The organism is Actinoplanes sichuanensis, from assembly GCF_033097365.1.
GTDB lineage: Bacteria > Actinomycetota > Actinomycetes > Mycobacteriales > Micromonosporaceae > Actinoplanes > Actinoplanes sichuanensis.
This window is the reverse complement of record NZ_AP028461.1, coordinates 191,816-211,202: the sequence shown is the minus strand read 5'-3', so window position 1 is coordinate 211,202 and position 19,387 is coordinate 191,816. Positions and strand designations below refer to the sequence as shown.

Below are 19,387 nucleotides of genomic sequence, written 5' to 3'. Positions count from 1 at the left end.
AGGTACACCGAATGCGCAAAGGGGATCAGCCGATCTTTCCGGCCGCAAACTCGGCGGCCTGCTGGACCGTACCGTTGCGCGGGTAGGCCAGGTGGGCGGCGAAGTTGTTGCCGCCGCCGCAGACCGGGTCGCCGTTGTTGCAGAACTCCTTGGCCTTCGGGCCGAACTCGGCGCTGCTGCCGGCGATGGTGCGGCGCTGCAGGCCGAGCGGGTTGCCGAAGACGACCACCGCCGACACCCGGCCGGTGAGGTCGGCGTCGATCGCCTCACCCGCCGTGCCCGCCCCGCGGATGCCCATCGCGATGTCGGTGACGCTGGCGCCCTGCGAGTAGCCGCCGATCACGAACTGCGTGTCCGGGCAGGCCGCGGCGACCGAGGCGATGTGCCGGCTCATGTTGGTGGCGCCGGGTCCGGCGCTGCGCTGGTTGCTCGCGGCCGCGTAGACGACGGCGAACGAGCTGACGCTCCGGCCGGGCAGCTCACCGGCGAGCGCCTGGGCCAGCGGCCGGCCGACGATGCCGAGGCCCTGCGGTTCGCCGGTGCCGCGGGCGAAGACGAGCTCCACGTCGCTGCAGGCGCCGTTGCCGCCCGCGGCGGCCCCGCCGGTGCCGGTGCCGGCACCGGCACCGGCATTGTTACGGGAGCCGAAGAAGCCGAATCTCGTCGCCGCGAACGCCTGGGGCGTCACCACCGCTCCGGCTACCACGACCGCCGCGCTGATCCCGAACAGCATGATGCGACGAGACCGACTACGTTGTGTGACCATTTGCCTCACCCTTTCCGCCATGGGTATGCGGTGAGGGGTACGGCGGGAGCTGGGAAACCGGCTCAACGGCCGCCGCTGTGCGCGACGGCCGTCTCAGATTGGCCGTCACTCCTTGCGCTGGACGCCGATCTCGTTCTCACTGACCCGGGTCGGTTCGAGCACCCGGTGCAGGAACGCGCGGGTGCGCTCCTCACGGGGCGCGCCGAACACGTCGGCGGGCGGTCCCTGCTCGACGACGACACCACCGTCCATGAACACCACCCGGGACGCGACCTCCCGAGCGAACGCCATCTCGTGGGTGACGACGAGCATGGTCATGCCCTCGGCGGCGAGCCCGCGCATGACGGCGAGCACCTCGCCGACGAGTTCCGGGTCGAGCGCGCTGGTCGGCTCGTCGAAGAGCATCAGCTGCGGGTCCATCGCCAGGGCACGGGCGATGGCGACCCGCTGCTGCTGCCCGCCGGACAGCTGCGCCGGATAGGAGTCGGCCTTGTCGAGCAGCCCGACCCGGGACAGGTTGGCGGTGGCGATCCGGCCGGCCTCGGCGCGGCCGCGTTTGAGGACGCGTCGCTGGGCGATCGTCACGTTCTCCCGCACGGTCAGGTGGCCGAACAGGTTGAACTGCTGGAACACCATGCCGATGCCACGGCGTACCGCATCGATGTCGCAGTCCGGGTCGGTGACCTCGACGCCCGCCACCCGGATCGACCCGGAGGTCGGCTCTTCGAGCAGGTTGACGCAGCGCAGCAGCGTCGACTTGCCGGAGCCGGACGGCCCGATGACGCAGACCACCTCACCCGGCTCGACCGCCAGGTCGATGCCGCGCAGCACCTCCAGGGCGCCGAACGACTTGTGCAGACCGCTGATCTCGATGGTCGACATCACCTCTCCCTTCCGGCGCGGCGTTCCAGCCCACGGACCAGCTGCGACAGCGGCAGGGTGATCGCCAGGTAGAGCAGTCCGGCGACGACCAGCGGGGTGGGGTTGACCCGGGTGTTGAGGGTGTCGCCGGCGAACTTGGTCAGTTCGATCGTGGTCGACGTGACGCCCAGCACGTACACCAGGGAGGTGTCCTTGGTCAGCAGGATGATCTCGTTGGTCAGCGGCGGGATGACGATCCGGAACGCCTGCGGCAGGATGATCGAGATCATCGCGCGGGAGTGCGACATGCCGAGGGTGCGGGCGGCCTCCAGCTGTCCCTTCGGGACGGCCTGGATGCCGGCGCGGATGGTCTCGGCCATGTAGGCGGCGGCGGTCAGGCCGAGGCCGACCGCCACCGATCCGTAGACGCCGCCGGGAATCTCCCGATCCGGAAACGCCAGGGGTACGCCGTACCCGACCATGAACAGCACGAGCAGGGCGGGCAGTCCCCGGAACAGCTCGATGTAGGCGGTCGCGAACCAGCGGTACGGCAGGATCGACGACAGGCGCATCAGCGCGAGCAGCAGCCCGAGCGTCAGGCCGAACACGAACGCCAGCAAGGTGTAGACGATCGTGTTCCACAGGGCGACGGTGATCGCCTCGGGGAACATGCCGGCGGCGATGTCGAGGCGCAGGAACGCGTCGGACAGGCGGCCCCAGTCGGCGGCGGCGGCCACGGCGGCGATGACCGCGGTGAACAGGACGTAGCCGGCGACACGGAAGATCTGCCGCCGGCGTCGTGGACTCATGCTCATGCTTTGGGCTTGTCGCCGATCCAGGTGGTGTAGAGCTTGTCGTACGTACCATCCGACTTGGCCGAGGTGATGGCCTCGTTGACCGCCTTGAGCAGCGCCGCATTGCCCTTCTTGACGGCGAAGCCGTATTGCTCGCCGGTGTCGAACCCGGCGGCGACGGTGACCTTGCCGGGGTTGGCCTTGATGTACTCGTTCCAGACCGGCAGGTCGTTGACCGCGCCCTCGACCTGGTTGGTGGCGAGCGCCTGCTGGAGCGCGGCGAGGTCCTTGTAGGAGACCACCTCGACGTCGAGTTTCTTCTCGGCGACCTGGGTCTTGATGTAGTCCTCGCCGGTGGTGCCGCCCTGCACGCCGAGGCGCTTGCCGGCGAACTCCTCGAGCGTCTTGAGGGTGCCGCCGGTGACGACGGCGAGCGCCTGGGTGGCGTCGAAGTACGGCTCGGAGAAGTCGAGCACCTTCTTGCGCTCGTCGGTGATCGTCATGCCGGCCGCGGCGACGTCACATTTGCCGGAGTTGAGGTCGGCGCCGGACTTGATGCCCTCGAACGGCGTGTCGACGATCTCCTGGGTGACGCCGAGTTTCGTGGCGACCAGGTCGATCAGCGCGACGTCGAAGCCGACCACCTTGCCGCTCGCGTCCTTCGACTGGAACGGCGCGTACGGCAGATGGGTGCAGGTGGTCAGCGCCCCGGTCTTGATCAGCGGCACCCCGGTCGCGGTGGTGCCGCCGGTGTCCTCCTTGGCGCAGCCGGCGATGGCCAGCGTCACGGCGGCCGCGAGCAGCGCCGCCCTTCGAGTGCGTCCCAACATTGTTCGTCTCCCCGGCCATTCCCTATCGGACCAACCGAGAATAGTCCAATGTGGTCGACTTCTCAGGTTCCCGGGAGGATCACGACCTTGCCGAGGGCGCTGCCGGTGCCGACGTGGGCCAGCGCCTCGGGCACCTGGTCGAGGGTGAAGGTGCGGTCGATGTGCACGGCCAGGTCACCCGCCACGCAACGGTCGGCGACCGGGGTGAAGTGCTTCGGGCCGGTCCGGACCGCCAGCACCCGGATGCGGCGGCCGGTGAACGGGCCGGCGGTCAGGACGCGCAACAGCGTCCGCGTCGATCCGCCGACACAGCGGTAACGGCCGCCGCGGGCCAGGGCCCGACGGTAGGCGAGAACGGAGCGGTGGGCGACGAGATCGAGGATCAGATCGTACGGTCCGGTACGGGTGAAGTCGTCGACCCGGTAGTCGATGACGTGATCCGCCCCGACCGACCGCATGAAGGCGAGCTTGCCCGCGTTGTCGACCCCGGTCACCTCGGCCCCGGCCTGCTTGGCCAGCTGGATGGCGAACGCCCCGGAACCGCCGCCGGCTCCGTTGATCAGGACGCGCTGCCCGGGCCGGGCGCCCGCGACACCCTGCAGGGCGATCACACCCGCCTGCGGGATGGTCGACGCCGTGACGAAGTCGAGAGCGGCCGGTTTCGTCGCGAGCACGTGCTCGGGTGCGACGGCGTACTCGGCGAAGCCGCCCTTGAGGGCCAGGTTGTCGCCGTACACCTCGTCGCCGGGCCGGAACCGGGTGACGCCGGGCCCGACCGCCTCGACGTGCCCGGCGATGTCGGAGCCGAGGACCGGGCGGGCCGGGGTGCGCAGGCCGCCGATCCGGGAGTAGAAGGGGGTGCCGAGCAGGGTCTCCCAGTCGCTGAGGTTCACGCTGGTGGCGGCGACCCGGACGAGCACCTGCCCGGCGGCGGGCGCCGGGGTGGGGATCTCCTCGACGCGCAGGAGTTCGGGTGGTCCGTACCGGTGCTGGACGACGGCTCTCACCTGCTCGAAAGTAGCAAGGCCGCGCCTCGCCGACCGGCCCCGATGCCCGCTCCCGGGCCGGAGCGGGCATCGGTCCTCCGGCCGGGTCAGCAGGCGCCGTCTCCGCCGTAGCGGAAGGTTCGCCCACTCAGCTTGGCGACGTCGTAGTGCGCATTGGTGCTGCGGACGTACAGGTCGACGGGGGGGCCGTTGATGAAGCTGACGCTGCCGATCCGAGCCGACGAGCTGTCCGAGGCCCCGTTCAGGCCGTTGCCCATGTCGGTGCAGGACACGAGGCTGACGCCGGCCACCTCGCCGAAGGCCTGGATCATGCCGCTCTGGGTGAAGTTGTTGCTCCAGATCGAGCCGGGGAAGTAGCCGACCCACTCGGTGTCGTAGGCGATCCACCACGCGCCGTCGTAGTACTGGATGCCGAGCCGTTTGGTGGCGTTCTGCGGGAGCGTGTCGCCGGGGCTGATGTTCGCGCTGTACTGGACGAAGCCGCAGCCGTTGTAGCAGGTGGGCACGCCGTTGACCCAGTGGTAGACGAACAGGTGCGGGTCGGAGTCACCGTTGACCAGCCGGTCCACGGTCCAGCCGACCTCGACGACCTGGTTGCCGTTGCTGGACTGCACGGCCAGCTCGGCGAGGCTGTGGAAGTCGGTGAGGGCCAGGCTGGGCTTGCTGATGGTGAAGTTGGCATAGGCGCCGTCAGTAACCGCGGCCTGGGACCCGACGTTGTACATGAAGAGGACGGACGACGCGGGCAGGGCCTTGGCCTCGGGGGATGTGGCCGGCGGCTTCGGGGGGACGATCTCGGTCGAGTCGGAGGTCAGGACTCCGGTGCGGGTGGAGCTCCCTTTGGGCGCGTACTCCTCCCCGGCCGGTTCGCCGTCGGCGTCGGGGGCGGCCGCGTCCAGGCCGCCGGAGCTGAGCTGCTGGCTGCTGGCGCCGTCGGCTCCGGTGTCGATCTCGGTCGGCACCTGCCCCCAGGGCAGTGTCGGGGGTGGACTGAGTTCGGGTTCCTCCTGCGGGGCGTCCGATGTGGCCTCGGCCTCCGGTGTGGCGGTGGCGGTGGCGGTGGCGGATTCGGTGATCGGGGTCGGCTCCGGGACCTCTTCCGCCCCGGCGTTCATGGTGGAGGCGAGCCCGATGGAGCCGACCACTACGGCGACCAGGGCGGCAGCCAGCGGTCCTCGGCGTGAATTCGACACTTGTCAGTCCTTGGATTTCGTCGGAAGCCGGAATCATTGTCTCGGCGGCGCGGGTCACCGTATAGCGTCCGCGCGTTGCTCTGGAATAGCCCGGGAAGCCCTCTTCGATGGTTTATTCGAATGGGTTAGTCCGAACCGACGAGCAATCTCGTAGGAAGCTCAGCCTTAGCTTCACCTGCGGCGATGAGATTTATTCGGGTCTGCCGTGACATTGCCGGACTGGGGCGAGGGTCGGCTTTCGGGATGACCCCTGACGAGCGATTACTGAAAGAGCCAACACGGCTTACGGTTCTTTCCAGTCATTCCCCCGCTCTCATCGAGGAAGGTAGCCGTACCGTGAAGATCGCCTCAGTCGTCACCGCTGTTCTGCGCTGGATTCGCCGCCGGCGCGCGGCCACCCCGATTCCCACCCGACCGGATCCCCTGCCGGTACTCGAGGTCACCGCCTCGGTACGCGGACCGTCGAAGGCCGCCTACCGGGCCAACTCGGCCGCGCACCGCCTGTCCTCGACACGTCCGGCGGCTCGCCGGTCTCCCGCCATGCATTGATTGACTTCAATTGAATCGCAGGCGACGATACGACCACCTGACTGGGAGCGCTCCCGGCGAAAGGGGTCGTCATGCGAGGTCGTCTGCGCGGAGCCATGCTGATCGCCGCGGTCATCACCGGCGGCCTACTCGCCCCAGCCGCACCGGCCCGGGCCGCGGCCGGTGACGGCACGCCCGGCGACACCAACATCAGCTTCGTCGGACGCTGGAACACCACAAACGCCTCGGCCTACGTGCCGTACTGGGCCGGGGCGTACCTACGGGTCGGCTTCACCGGTAGGACGGTCAAGCTGAAACAGCGCAACACCATCGACCTGTGGGCCTCGATCGACGGCGGACCGTTCACCGCCTTCAAAGGCTCCGGAATGATCAACCTGACGCCGACCGCGCTGGCCGCCGGCAACCACACCCTGATCGTCAGCTACCGGCAGGTGGCCAGCTCGTACACCGGCGACGCCGTCTTCCAGGGGCTCACCCTCGACGCGGGGGCGACCACGTTCAAGGCGCCGACCCGTACCAAGCTCATCGAATTCGTCGGCGACTCGATCACCGCGGGCACCACCAGCAGTCGACTCGCGGTCACCGGATACGGCTTCCAGACCGGCGAGAAGCTCGGCCACAACCACACCCAGATCTCGATCGGCGGCATGTGCCTGTCCGAGACGACCGACGGGTGCTGGGCCCACGAGACCCGCTACTGGATGGCCAGCGGCGGGCAGGCCGGCACCACCGCCTGGGACTTCAGCCGCTACACGGCCGACGCCGTGGTGATCAACCTGGGCACCAACGACCGCAGCCACGGCGTGACCGGCGCCGACTTCCAGGCGAAGTACACCACGTTCCTCACCCGGATCCGCCAGAGGTTCCCGACCGCCAAGCTCTTCGCCCTGCGCACCTTCATCGGCCGGTACGCGGCCGAGACCCAGGCCGCGGTGCAGGCCCGCAACGCCGCCGGCGACGCCGCGGTGTTCTACGTGGACACCACGGGGTGGCTGCCGTCCGACGGCCTCAGCGACTCGGTGCACCCCAACGACAAGGGCCACCAGGCGATCACCGACCGCCTGGCCCCGGTGATCAGCGCCAAACTGTAGGCCGCTTCGCTAGGCCGCGGCGGCGGCGGCCAACTGGTCCCGGCCGGAACGTTTCGCCACGTAGAGGTGGGCGTCGGCACGGTCGTAGAGTTCCCGGCCCGCCTCGCCGGGGCGGCACGCGGCCAGCCCCATGCTGAGCGTGACCCGCAACCCCGGCATGATCGTGTTCCAGTCGCGGGCCTGGATCACCCGGCGGATCCGCTCGGCCACCGTGCGGGCCTCGGCCTCCCCGGTCGCCAGGAACAGCGCGAACTCGTCCCCACCGAACCGGATCGCCACCTCGTCCTGCCGGCAGTGCGACCGCAGGACCGCCGCGATCTCACCGAGCACCCGGTCACCGACGCCGTGCGAGTACCGGTCGTTGATGTCCTTGAAGTGGTCCACGTCGATGAGCAGCAGGGTGCCCCCGTCGACGACGGTGTTGATCCGGCGGTCGAACATCCGCCGGTTGCCGAGCCCGGTGAGAGCGTCCGAGGCGGCGGCGAGGTCGGCCGAGGTACGGGCCGCTTCGAGTTCGACCCGGCGATACGCCTGCCGCAACATGGTGCGCCGGTCGAGCCGCAGCTGCCACAGCGCCTCGACGTGGGTCCGCAGCGCCTCCAGCATCGCCTGGGTCGCCTCACCGGGTACCTCGAGTGCGGCGGTGACCGCCAGCTCGTACTGGAAGAGGAGCCGTTCGGCCTTGAGCGCGGCCAGTTCCAGGCCGGCCCGGAACTCGCGGTGCGCGGCCTTCCACTGCCCGGTGGCCCGCAGCGCCAGCCCGTGCGCGAGGTGCAGCAGACGCGACTCGTGGTGCTGCCCGGCGGCCCGCATCTTCGGTAGCAGGTCGGCGACGACCGCGTTCGCCTCGTCGATCCGGCCGGTCTTGGCCTGGCAGACGGCGAGCAGCGCCACCCCGAGCGGCGAGTCGATGCCCTCGTTGATCCAGAACTCCAGCAGCGGCACACACCTGTTGACCAGCCCGGCCGCCTCTTCGGTCCGGCCCACCTGCTCCAGCCGCAGCGCCCATTCCAGCCACAACTCGGCGTGGGTGAGTTCGGCACCCGACTTGTACAGCACGTCCGGCGAGTCGAACGAGTCCAGGCTGCGCCGCATCGCGTCGTCGGCCAGCTCGAACAGGTCGGCGCTGCGGGCCGCCTCGCCCAGCGACGACATCGCCGAGAAGTAGCGGGGCCCCTTGTTCGGGGCCACGTCGAGCAGGGTCATCGCCCGGGCCACGTGGTGCAGCCCGTCGTCGATCCGCCCGAGATGGATCAGCACCCTCGCGACGTCGGCCAGGATCTTGGCATCGGTCGCCCGCGGCCCGCCCAGCTCATCCTGGTCGGCGATCAGCTCCTCGCCGATCTGCAGAGCCTCGTCGAGGCGGCCCATCGCGTTCAACGCGTACATCCGCCCGAGCCGGCTGATCCGGTGGGTCCGCCGGTCACCCAGCGTCATCAGGATCGCCTCAGCCTCGTCGGCGGCGGTCAGCGTCTCCGCGTGGTGACCACGGATGGTCAGGTCATGCACGTGCAGCGCAAGCCCGGCGTAGGCGCCGTACGGCGACACCAGTACCGGCAGGCGGTTCATCGGCAGGCCCCTTTTCCCATGGCCCTACCGTCGGCTGCCGGGGCCGAGATGTGAGGTGTCCGGCTATCCGGAACGCGGGCCGCTCGACTCGCCGACCCGTGTGCGGTCCTCGTCTGCGGGCGCCGGTTTCGCGAGCAGGCGCAGGCGAGCCGTCATGTCGTGGGCGGCCGGGGCCTGCTCGGGCAGCGCGTCGAGGATCGCCAGCGCCGCGGCGGTGTCGCCGAGGACGGCGTACTGGACGGCGAGCTCCTCGTGGATCGCATACCGGTCCCCGTCTTCCGACGGCTCGTCGATCAGCCGTCGGTACAGGGTGATGGCCGTTCCGGTGTCGCCCATGCTCGCGTGTGCCCGAGCCTGTTCCCGTCGTAGGCGCAGGATCGCCGGATGGCCGGCGGGCAACCGGTCCTGTAGGGCGTCGAGGGCGACGGCGCAGGCGGAGACGGACCGGCTCGCCTCACCCGCGGCGATCAGGGCCATGGCCAGATCCCTCTGCAATTCGGCCGGGACGGGACGCTCGATGCCCACGGTCTGCGAGATGGCCTGTTCCAGGACCTCGACCGCTCGGTGGTGCTGTTCGTCTCGGCCGTAGCGTTCGGCGAGCGAGCGCACCCGGCGCACGTCGGGGGACGACGGTGGGGTGGCCGACCGGTCCTGCGCGGCGGCGACCGCGGTCGGACGGCGTTGGAGTTCGGTGTATCCGAGGATCGTCGCGGCCGCCGGTCGGGTCACGAACCCGACGAGAGGGGGTAGTGGTTCGAGAAGTGCGGTCAGGCGGTCGAACACCTCGGTGGCCGATCCGGGTCGGTGTTGTGGGTTGTCACTCGTCAGTTCCGCGGCCAGGACGGCGAGTTCGTCCGGCACCCGGTCGTGTCCGGAGAGCAGGTCCTGGAGCAGGCGCCCCAGTGCGTAGAGATCGGTGCGGGGGGTCGAGATCCCGAGGATCCGTTCCGGGGCCTGGTAACGCTCGCGACCGACCACCAGGCCGGGCGGGGTGAGTCTGGTCGACAGGGAGCCGTGCAGGATCGCGGCTCCGAAGTCCACGACCTTGACGGCGCCGTCGGGGCAGAGGATCACGTTGTCGGGGGCGAGATCACGGTGGATCAGGGAGGCGGCGTGGGTGTGCGCGAGAACGGCCGAGACCTGTGCGGCGAGGAACACCGTCCACGGCAGCGGCACGGGCTGTACCTCGTCGACGAGTTCTCGGAGCGTCGAGCCGTCCACCCATTCGGAGACGATGTAGGCCCGACGGCCGTCCTGACCCAGGTCGTGGATCACCGGGATGCCCGGGTGTCGGACGCGGGCGGCCAGCCGGGCCTCCCGACGGAATCGGCGTACGAACTCTTCGGCGCCGTCGTCTTCGAGAAGGTCTCGGTGGATCAGTTTGAGGGCCACGAAACGGTCCAGGCGGGTGTCGTAGGCCCGGTGGATCTCGCCCATTCCGCCGACGAGCGGCGCCTGGCTCAGCTCGTACCGGCCGGCGATCAGACCGTCGTGGGCGGGCCCGTTCACCGGAGCAGCCGGTGGGTGATGAACGGGCTGGGTGTGCCGTGCCAGAAGACCACGAGTTCGTCGCGGGCCCGGGTGGCCGCGACGAAGAGCAGGGATCGGGCCCGCTGCCGTTCCATCCGGAAGCGAGTGGGGTCCTCCTCCCGCCAGGCGTAGACGGCCTGGTTGGGTACGAGTCCGTCGCTGATGCCGGCGAGGATCATGCGCTGGTATTCGAGGCCCTTGAATCGGTGCATCGTGCCGACGTGGACGCCGTCGCTGCGGCCGGGGCCGTCCGGACCGATCTCGACCACGTCGATGCCCTCGGTGGTGAGGTGGTCGATGACCTCGGCGGCGAGGCCTCGTGTGGGTACGGCGATCGCGATTCCACCGGGCCGGTCCGGCCAGGCCCGGAGCTGGTCGACGATCATCGAGAGCTCCCGCTGCCAGGAGTCGGCGGCGTGGAAGGACGGTCGTCCACCCGCGAGCAGCGAGCGGTAACCGTCCAGGGTCTCCCGTCCGTCGTCGAGGTCGTCGTAGGACTCACCGCTGACGAGTTCCAGTGAGGCGGCCAGGATCTGTCGGGTCGTTCGATAGCTCAGAGTGAGCCGGTGGCTCCGGCCGCGCACGTCGATGCCGACGTTGGAGAGCGCGACCCGGTTCTCGTAGATGCGCTGATGGGTGTCACCGGCGATGAACAGGTCGTCGGGGCCGGCGGGGACGAGGGCGCGCAGCAGTCTCCAGTGGGCGATGCCGAGGTCTTGCGCCTCGTCGACGACGATGTGGCGGTATCGGGTGGCGGTGCCCTGTTCCGCCAGACGGGCGGCCTGCACGGCGACCTGGCGCAGGCTGCGTTCGCGCCGGGCGTGCAGCCAGGTCTCGAACTGTCGGGTGAGCGCCCACACGGCGTCGCGTGCCTCGCGACTCAATGGCCTTCCGCGGCCCAGTCTCCGCGCCTTGCGATAGTCGTCACGGGTGTCGAGCATCTGATCGAGGATCACGCCGTTCCACTCGTCGGCCAGGAACTGTGGGCTCCAACGGGTGTGGCCGATCTCGCCGAGGAACGTCCGCCAGCGATCGATGAGACGGTCGTCGGCGAGGAGGTCACCGGCGCCTCCGGGCGTTCCCGCCTGGGCGATCTGCAGGGCCAGACGGTCGATGTTCAGGACCTCGACCCGGTCGAGCAGCGGCCGGCCGCCGAGGGTGCGGAGCCGGGCGGCGAGATCTCCGGCCAGGTTGCGGTTGAAGGTCGTCAGCAGGATCGGTCGGTCGTCGCCGTCCGGCAGGCTCGCGGCGAGGTGTGCCACCCGATGCAGTGCCACGACGGTCTTGCCCGTTCCGGGCCCGCCGCTGACCCGGGTCGGGCCGGACGTCTTGCGCACCGCCAGTGCTCGTTGGGTCGGGTGTAGGAAGACCTGCCATTTGACGAAACTCTCGTCCAGCATGGCCAGCAGGGCCTCGTCGTCGGTGGTCACCGGTGTCGCCGGCCGGGCCACGGCGGTCGCGAGATCGTCCGGGTCGACGGTGTCGTCGATTCGCACCGGTTCGGTGATCTGCCGCTGCACCTGGGCGACCGTCTTTCCGTCGTGCAGGGCGAACAGGACGTCGACGGTGAGCTGCGGGGCGTGTTCGACCAGCTGGAGCAGTTGGTCCTCGTCGGTCAGGGTGCGGATGTGCGGCAGCAGCAGTTCGGTGACGCCGAGGCTCAGCAGGACCTCGTCGTCGAAGGCGTCGAACAGGGGTTTCGCCGCTTGCGGGAGGATTCGGTGGAGAATCTCGTTGTCGACGGGTTCGAGGTCGAGGATGTCGAGTCCACCGGTCACCCGGTTGACCCGGTAGGCGTACCGGCCGAGGTCGTCGTAGACCTCGCGACGGTGTTTGACGTCGATCAGCAGGTAGTCGGCCGCCGTGACATGCAGCAGAACGGCGCGCAGGTCGGCGTTGACGCGGGCGGACCACAGGTTGTCGTCGCCTTTGAGCGGTTTGAGACGAAGCCCTTGGGCGTGTGGGTTGGCCCGGAACTTGTGCTGGAACTCGAAGACCGCGCCGATGTCGGCGCGGGACAGTTTCAGGATCTCTTTCTCTGCGCTGACCAGCACCCCTAGGTGCGCTCCGGTGTTCATCGACCCCTCGATCATTCGGTCGGGACGGCGGTTGCCGGACGGACGCACCGGCGGTGGCGGTGACGCGCCTCCGACCAGTTCGGTGGGTCCGGTGTAGCAGTCGGTCGGGTCCGTGGGTGGTGCGGTCACCGGGGTCGTCGTGGTCTCCGGTGGCCGGGTGTAGGTCTGCCGGACGAGTTCGGCGCGCACGTCGGCGAACGTGGATCCGTCGGCGGTCGCGAGGACGGTGAATCCGGCGACGATCTCCTTGGCGGTGGGACGCCTGCGGCCGTCGAACGACAGCATGGCGCTGATCAGCGGCGTCAGGGTGGCCGGCAGCAGGGACAGGTCGGGTGTCCGGTCCGGGTCGGCGATCCACGCCGCCACCGCGGGTGCCGGGCCGCTCGGGTAGGGGTTGCGTCCGGTGGCGGCGAACAGCAGCGTCGCCCCCAGCGCATAGACGTCGGTGGCGGAGGTCGGCGGCGTGTCCCCGGTGGCCTGTTCCGGGGACATGTACGCGACGGTGCCCATCGTCTGACCGGTCTGGGTCAGGTGCTCGTGCCCTTCGGAGAGCACGGCTATGCCGAGGTCGATGATGCGCGGGCCGTCCGCGGCCAGCATGATGTTCGCCGGTTTCAGATCCCGGTGGATCAGTCCGGCGTCCTGGATCGTGATGAGCCCCTCGGCCAGCAGCGCACCCAGTGCGGCGACGAGTCTCGGTGCCAGCGGGCCCCGATCGTCGACGTGTTGGCGCAGTGTTCGCCCGGGCACGTATTCGACCGCCAGCCAGGGGTGGCGGGCGTCGATGTCGGCACCTCGGAAGCCGGCGACGCGCAGGCCCTGGGCCTGGCGGAGGTTGATCATCTCGGATGCGAATCGGCGGCGCATCCGCTCGTCGCCGAGCAGGTGCGGCAGGAGCACTTTGACGGCGACGTGTTCGGCCGTTCGGGACCGGGCCAGATACACCCGGCCCATCCCGCCGTTGCCGAGACACCCGATCACCTCGAAGCGGTGGTCGTCGCCGATCCACCTCGGGTCGTCCGATGTCAGTTCCCGCAACGCCTACCGCCCGCCGATCGACGTGGTCATCCGTCGGTGTCGAGTGTCCCCGCGAGCAGTCCGCCCACGGTCATCTCGACGAACTCCTCCCCCAGGGCCGTCGCCTGCTGTAGACCGGCGAGCATCTCTCGCAGTCGCCGGAAGTACTCACCGTAGAGGTGTTGCTCGGGCCGGGACAACGAGGGGATGCGCGCACGCCGGACCTCGATCCGGGGAATCGAGCCGGTGGAGACGACCCGCCGGAGGTTGGCCGCCGAGCCCAGGCATCCCACGAGGAACCACGGATCCCAATGATCGGGATTCGAGCGGAGGCAGATGTGCCGGCCGTCCAGGGTCCGCCCGTCGTCGGTGTCGTCGACCACCAGGAGTTCCGGGCGGGGGCCGGTGGAGGAGATCAGGACGTCTCCGACGTGCAGGGCCGCACCGGGTTCGGCGAGCACGACCAGCGTGCCCCTCTTGATCAGGTCGCCGACGGTCGTGTCGGCCACCGGGTCGCGTGAGGATCGGCGGGTGTGCACCGGCGGCAGCGTCTCGGGCAGGGCGGACATCATCGCCGCGAGCCTGGTCCGGGTCGCGGACACCTGGGTGAAGTCGTGGGCCGGGTGGGCCCCGGACACGTGTCGAGACGGGGTGAGGTCCACGTCTTCGCTGATCAGGCTGACCGGATCGAGGCGGACGGCGTGGGCCCCGACGGTGTCGGGTGGTGGGCTGTCGGCCCGGTGCGCCCGCATGGCGCTGCGGATGATCTCGGCGGCCTCCGGCCACGGTTGCTCGGCGTCGACCATCAGGACCGCCTGTGGTCCGTCGACGACCTCGGGTCGGCGCAACATCCACAGGTGGCGTCTCATGTTGTACGGCGCCGTCACCCCGGTGGGCAGGGCGATCACGGCGCGGAGGGCTCCTCGACGCAGCAGCTCGCGGCGTACGCGTCGACCGGCCGGCCGCTCGGCGACACCCGGCGGCAGGAGCATCCAGACGTGTCCGCCGGGATGCAGCCGCGCGAGGGCGTGTTGGATCCACGCGAGCTCCGGCTCGCTGCGCGGTGGCAGCGAATACTCCCATCGGAGGTCTCCGGCGAGTTCCTCGTAGGGCCAACCGCCCCCGTTGGGCGGGTCGCTGACGACGATGTCGACACGGGTGTCGCCGAAGGCGTCGTCGATTAGGTCACCTCGTCGCACCTCGACGCGTGCGACCCCGTCGACCGAGGCCAGGCGGGCACGGGCGATCGCGACCAGGTCGTCGTCGGCGTCCTGGGCGACGACACGCGCGGCGCGGCGCGTCAGTGCGGCGTGCAGCAACACTCCGGTCCGACAGGCGGGGTCCATGACCGTCGCCCCCTGCGGCTGGGCGAGCTCGGCGACCAGCGCCGCGACCTCGGTGCTGGTCGACCGGCCACCCGCTCCGCGCCGGTCACGGAGGTCGACGAAACGCGTGGCGAGCGCCTCCTGGACCGCGCCCAGGCCGATCTCGTCGGCGATGGCCAGGATCTCGGCGACGGCCTGTGCGGTCGGGCCCGTGCGGGCCTCGGCGTCGGAGAGACGGCGCACGATCGCGGCGATGGCGTCGTCGGTGTCCATCGACGCCCGTTGCAGCACCAGGTGAAGGCGGTCGACGGCGGTCCGGGTGGGCATGCGGCCGTTGGCCTCGAGCCACTGCTCGACCTCGTCGAGCGGGAAGGTCGGGCTCGACATGCTTCCGCCGACGGGCTTGGGGAAGTCCGGGTAGCGCTTGCGCCAGTTGCTCACCGCGGCTCGACTGACGTCGGCGAGGCGTGCGATGTCACCGGCGGTCACCTCGGCCCCACGGTTCATCACGCTCCACCTCCGGTCAGGAGAGTACCCGCGATGCCGTCGTTGACAAAATTCGTCGCCACAGAACGGCGTTGACATTGTTCACGAGGCCGGTTTAACGTCGTCGGCGAGACAGCCGAGGCGTCCGCCGGTCGGACCTCTCGGACCGTCCGGACGGCGGAGTCGCCCACGCCCCTTCCGCTGTCCACGTCCGGATAATGAGTGCGCGCAACACTCCCAGAGCTTTTCGCGCGACTGTTCCATCGGCTCGAGGCGGGATCTGATGAGCTCTTCCACCCCCATCACGTCGAAGTCAACCGTTCGTCAGGTCGTCGAGGACCTCTCCTCGGTCGCGTTGCGGCATTACGAGATCGATCCCGGCATGGTCCAGGAGCACGCCAACGGCGAACGCCGGATCACCCAGGGCGGATACGGCGATCGCCAGATCTACGAACTGGTCCAGAACGGCGCCGACGAGATGCGCGGCATCCGTGACGGTGAGATCAAGGTCGTCCTCACCGACGACTTCCTCTACTGCGCGAACAGCGGGAACCCGATGACCGCGGTCGGTGCCGACACCATCCTGCGGATGGGCGTCTCCCGCAAGCGCGGCGGCCAGATCGGGCGTTTCGGCGTCGGCGTGAAGTCCGTGCTGAGCGTCAGCGACGCTCCCCAGTTCTTCAGTACGACCGGATCCTTCGGCTTCGACCGCGAGTGGGCCGAGCGCACCATCCGCGCCGTGGCCCCCGACGCCGCCGAGATCCCGATCCTGCGGATGGGGCGGGTGCTGGACGCCGCGCACGAGGCCGCGTCCGATCCCGTCCTGGCCGAGCTGCTGAAGTGGGCCGCCACCGTGGTCCGTCTGCCGCTGCTGCCCGGCAAGGCCGACCGACTCAGTCGCGACCTGCACGACTTCCCCACCGAGTTCCAGCTCTTCTCGCCGCATGTGCGATCACTGCTGCTGGAGGACCGGTCGAAGGGTCGACGTACCACGTTGCGGGAGCTGTTCGTCCGCGACGACGGCGACCATTACACGCTGGAGGCGTCCACCGACGGCAGGCAGGCGACGGCCTCGTGGCGAGTCTTCACCCGCACCTTCCATCCCTCCACGGGAGCCCAGGAGGGGGCCGGTGAGCTGCACAACCGCCCGCAGATCGACGTCTCCTGGGCGGTGCCGGACAAGGGCCGCACCGAACGGGGCACGTTCTGGGCCTTCTTCCCCACCAACTACGCCACCACGCTGCGCGGCCTGCTCAACGCGCCGTGGAAGACCAGCGAAGACCGGCAGAACCTGTACGACAAGAACCCCTTCAACGACGAGCTCATCGTCCAGGCGGCCCACCTCGTCGTCGAGGCTCTGCCCGCCCTCGTCGACCCGGCCGACCCGGGTTCGTACCTGGCGCTGCTGCCCGGCCGTGGGCGCGAGGCCCAGCAGTGGGCCGACGAACGGCTGACCCGACAGGTGTGGAAGACCGCCGCTGGACTGCCCTCGCTGCCGGACCAGACCGGGGTCCTGCGCCGACCCGCCGAGCTGCGGCTGCCGCCGGAGAACATCCCCGACGCCTGGACGAAGCTCTGGGTCGAGTACGCGGGTCGCCCCCGGGAGTGGACACATCCCTCGGTCGAGCAGCGGGAGCGCCGCGCCCGGGCGCGTCTGATCTTCGAGACCGCCGGGCTCGCCGAGTCGTCGATCACCGACTGGCTCGAGGCTCTGGTCGAGGACGGCACCCCGGAGGCGTCGGCGCAGGCGATCCGCATCGCCGCCGGGCTGCGACGGGACGCCAACGTACACGCCGAGGCCGCCCGTAAGGCGCGGATCGTGCTGACCGAGAACCAGGGCATGGTCGCGGTCGACCGGGCCGACGTCTTCCAACGCAGCGGCCACGACGAGCTCAGCGACGACCTGATCTACGTCGACACGCGGGTCACCGACGTCATCGGACTGCGCAGCGCCCTCAACGATCTGGGCATCCGGGAGGCCACACCGCTCGGCAAGCTCGAAGCCGTCCTCGATCGAGGCTTCGACAGGTACGGCGACAAACAGTGGCAGGCCCTGTGGGGTCTCATCCGGCGGGTCAGCCCACGCGACGCCGGCGACGCCGTCCGTAAGGCGGTCGAGGAGCCGCTGCGCACCGTACGGGTGTGCACGGTGGCCGGTCGTTTCCGGCCGCTCGGCGAGGTGCTCCTGCCCGGCCGGGTCATCCCCGCGGACGGCAGCCGCGACAAGCACACGGTCGTCGACCTGCGGGTGCACGACGCCGACCGGCCCGCTCTGATCGAACTGGGCATGTCCGACGTCCCGACGATGGACCTCGACCCGCAGCAGGAGGCCTGGTTCGAGCAGTACCGCGAGTTCGCGTTGGAGCGTCTCAACGCCACGATCCAGCCCGGCTCGAAGCATCGCAAGCTGACCGCGTTGGAGGTCTTCGGGAGTAGGCCGCCCGGCCCGCTCAGCGTCCTGACCGAGCTCGGCGACGAGGGTAAGGCGCTGTTCGTCAAGCATCTGCCACCGGCGCGGATGGTGCGCGACTGGACCGCACGTGCCTGGAGCAACACTCATTCGGTGCCGTCTCCGCTGGTCTGGATGGTCCGTCGGCACGGGAAGGTGGACAGCAGCCAGGGGGTGCTGCCGGTCAAGTTGACGGTCAACCCCAGCCTGCAGGAGTACGCCGACATCTTCCCGGTGGCCCGCGTCGACCGTACCGTGGCCGACGTGCTGGGCCTGCCGGCCGGTATCGAGAAGATCCCTGAGCAGCTGTGGCGCCACGTCGTGCACACCGTGGAGTCGTCACAGAACGACGCCGTGCCGGGCAAGGCGTACGCGCTGTTCCTGCGCTCGGCGAAGGAGTGGCCGGGCGGCGCCACGCGCTGCCGCGTCGGTGGCACCTGGAGTACCCGGGACGACACCGACATCTGCGTCACGGCCGACCGCGACGAGTACGACATGCTGGTCATGGAGCAGGTCCCCGCGCTGCTGGCGCCGACCGCCGCCGACGCCGACGCGATGATCGAGCAGTGGGGGATGCTGCGGTACGCCGACGCCGTCAGCACCGAGGTCCGCACCGCGGAGGAGGCCGAGCCGGTCGACGTGGTGACGGAGTACCCGCACCTGCAGATGACGATGCACGGTCGACGGGCCGCCGGGTTCTCGTTCGTGATCTGCGGCGATCTCGAGGAGGTCAAGCGCACCCCCGCCGGCATGCGGATCCGACCACTCGACTCGGCCGTACGCGACCGCGTCGTCTTCGTCCGACACCCCGCCGACGAGCGGCGCGTCCTCGAGGTGATCTCCAAGGAACTCGATCTGCGCCTGCAGTCGACGGAGATCGACCGCATCCTGCTCAAGCGCGAGGAGGCGAAGAACCAGGACATCCTCAAGCGGGTGCGGGCGACGCGCGACAAGGTCGAGAAGATCCGCCTGCTGGTCGAACCCGAGCGTCTTCGCCGGGGTCTGCCGGAAGGTCTGCTGGCGTGGGAGGAGGCCCGTCGGGGTGGTCCCGTCGACGACCGGCGGGTGGCCGAGCTCGCGCTGCACGCCCACGGTGACGGCATCCTGCGCCACCACCGCGACGATCTCAAACGGATCGACGAGAGCCTCGGTCTGCCGTTCACCGGCGACGGCAAGTCCCGCCAGAAGGTGGCCGAACTCGAACTGCCGGACGCGTTCGCGGGCACCCGGGAGGAGCTGTTGACTCCGCTGGAGACGGCCATGGGGCCGACTCCGCACTTCCCCCTGCACGACTATCAGGAGATCATCGCGTCGCGCCTGATGCTGATGTTGTCGCAGCCGCAGCCGCACCGTGGGATGGTCAGTCTGCCGACCGGAGCGGGCAAGACCCGAGTCGCGGCCGAGGCCGTCATCCGCCATCTCAAGACGCTCGGCACGGAGCAGCAGACCGGACCGGTCCTGTGGATCGCCCAGTCCAACGAGTTGTGTGAGCAGGCCGTACAGAGCTGGAAGTACGTCTGGGAGAAGGCCGGCGTCGGCGGCGTACGACTCAACATCAGTCGGTTCTGGGGCTCCCGCTCCGCCACCCGGATCACCGGGTCGCCGCAGCTGGTGGTCGCCACCATCCAGCAGTTGCGCGAGCGTCTGGACAAACCGGATTACGCCTGGCTGCGGGACTCGATGGTGGTGATCATCGACGAGGCCCACACGTCGATCACGAAGAGTTACACCGAGGTGTTGGAGCAACTCGGCATCACCCACAACCGGCTGGCCCGTCCGCTGGTCGGGCTGACCGCCACGCCGTTCCGGGGCAAGGACAGTGACGAGACCCGGCGGCTGGTC

At 69.7% G+C, this 19,387-nt stretch carries 12 protein-coding genes and 2 pseudogenes; 4 read left to right on the top strand and 10 right to left on the bottom strand.

All coding sequences use genetic code 11. The features are described from left to right. Positions 1–25: 25 nt before the first annotated feature. The 6 genes from Q0Z83_RS00835 to Q0Z83_RS00810 all read right to left on the bottom strand — a co-directional run bounded on the left by Q0Z83_RS00835 (position 26) and on the right by Q0Z83_RS00810 (position 5,451). Positions 26–733, bottom strand: a complete 708-nt coding sequence (locus tag Q0Z83_RS00835) for a cutinase family protein (RefSeq protein WP_317791814.1) — start codon at positions 731–733, stop codon at positions 26–28. Between the two features lie 138 nt (positions 734–871). Then, entirely contained in the window at positions 872–1,648 is a 777-nt protein-coding gene (locus Q0Z83_RS00830) for an amino acid ABC transporter ATP-binding protein (protein ID WP_317791813.1), read from the bottom strand. Next, positions 1,648–2,436 carry an amino acid ABC transporter permease gene (locus Q0Z83_RS00825; RefSeq protein ID WP_317791812.1) on the bottom strand — a complete coding sequence of 263 codons (789 nt, stop codon included), beginning with the start codon at positions 2,434–2,436 and terminating at the stop codon, positions 1,648–1,650. Before Q0Z83_RS00825 ends, Q0Z83_RS00830 begins: the two co-directional genes overlap by 1 nt. 2 nt (positions 2,437–2,438) lie before the next feature. After that, positions 2,439–3,251 carry a transporter substrate-binding domain-containing protein gene (locus Q0Z83_RS00820; protein WP_317791811.1) on the bottom strand — a complete coding sequence of 271 codons (813 nt, stop codon included), beginning with the start codon at positions 3,249–3,251 and terminating at the stop codon, positions 2,439–2,441. A gap of 62 nt (positions 3,252–3,313) precedes the next feature. After that, entirely contained in the window at positions 3,314–4,258 is a 945-nt protein-coding gene (locus Q0Z83_RS00815) for an NAD(P)-dependent alcohol dehydrogenase (RefSeq protein ID WP_317791810.1), read from the bottom strand. An 86-nt stretch (positions 4,259–4,344) separates the two neighbouring features. Beyond that, a complete protein-coding gene (locus tag Q0Z83_RS00810) occupies positions 4,345–5,451 on the bottom strand; it encodes a neprosin family prolyl endopeptidase (protein WP_317791809.1) in 1,107 nt (368 codons plus the stop codon). A gap of 336 nt (positions 5,452–5,787) precedes the next feature. Between Q0Z83_RS00810 and Q0Z83_RS00805 the strand changes: the two genes are divergently transcribed. Beyond that, positions 5,788–6,000: a hypothetical protein gene (locus Q0Z83_RS00805; protein WP_317791808.1), complete on the top strand. Its 213-nt coding sequence runs from the start codon at positions 5,788–5,790 to the stop codon at positions 5,998–6,000. 71 nt (positions 6,001–6,071) lie between these two features. Then, positions 6,072–7,091 (top strand): SGNH/GDSL hydrolase family protein, encoded by a 1,020-nt coding sequence (locus Q0Z83_RS00800; protein WP_317791807.1) that lies wholly within the window; start codon positions 6,072–6,074, stop codon positions 7,089–7,091. Between the two features lie 9 nt (positions 7,092–7,100). Here Q0Z83_RS00800 and Q0Z83_RS00795 read toward each other — a convergent pair whose 3' ends face one another. The 4 genes from Q0Z83_RS00795 to Q0Z83_RS00780 form a co-directional block, all read right to left on the bottom strand. Then, positions 7,101–8,660: a GGDEF domain-containing protein gene (locus Q0Z83_RS00795; RefSeq protein WP_317791806.1), complete on the bottom strand. Its 1,560-nt coding sequence runs from the start codon at positions 8,658–8,660 to the stop codon at positions 7,101–7,103. A gap of 63 nt (positions 8,661–8,723) precedes the next feature. Next, positions 8,724–10,169 (bottom strand): serine/threonine-protein kinase, encoded by a 1,446-nt coding sequence (locus tag Q0Z83_RS00790; protein ID WP_317791805.1) that lies wholly within the window; start codon positions 10,167–10,169, stop codon positions 8,724–8,726. After that, positions 10,166–13,306: a protein kinase domain-containing protein gene (locus Q0Z83_RS00785; RefSeq protein WP_317791804.1), complete on the bottom strand. Its 3,141-nt coding sequence runs from the start codon at positions 13,304–13,306 to the stop codon at positions 10,166–10,168. The genes Q0Z83_RS00790 and Q0Z83_RS00785 overlap by 4 nt, the downstream gene beginning before the upstream one ends. 26 nt (positions 13,307–13,332) lie before the next feature. Further along, complete coding sequence (locus Q0Z83_RS00780) at positions 13,333–15,117, bottom strand: N-6 DNA methylase (protein WP_317791803.1); 1,785 nt, start codon at positions 15,115–15,117, stop codon at positions 13,333–13,335. Between the two features lie 262 nt (positions 15,118–15,379). Here Q0Z83_RS00780 and Q0Z83_RS55690 point away from each other — a divergent pair. Together Q0Z83_RS55690 and Q0Z83_RS00775 are read left to right on the top strand one after the other, a co-directional pair. Then, a pseudogene (locus Q0Z83_RS55690) lies at positions 15,380–15,763 on the top strand (sacsin N-terminal ATP-binding-like domain-containing protein); the annotation flags it as partial. A 108-nt stretch (positions 15,764–15,871) separates the two neighbouring features. Further along, positions 15,872–19,342, top strand: a pseudogene (locus Q0Z83_RS00775) (DEAD/DEAH box helicase family protein); the annotation flags it as partial. Between the last annotated feature and the right edge of the window lie 45 nt (positions 19,343–19,387).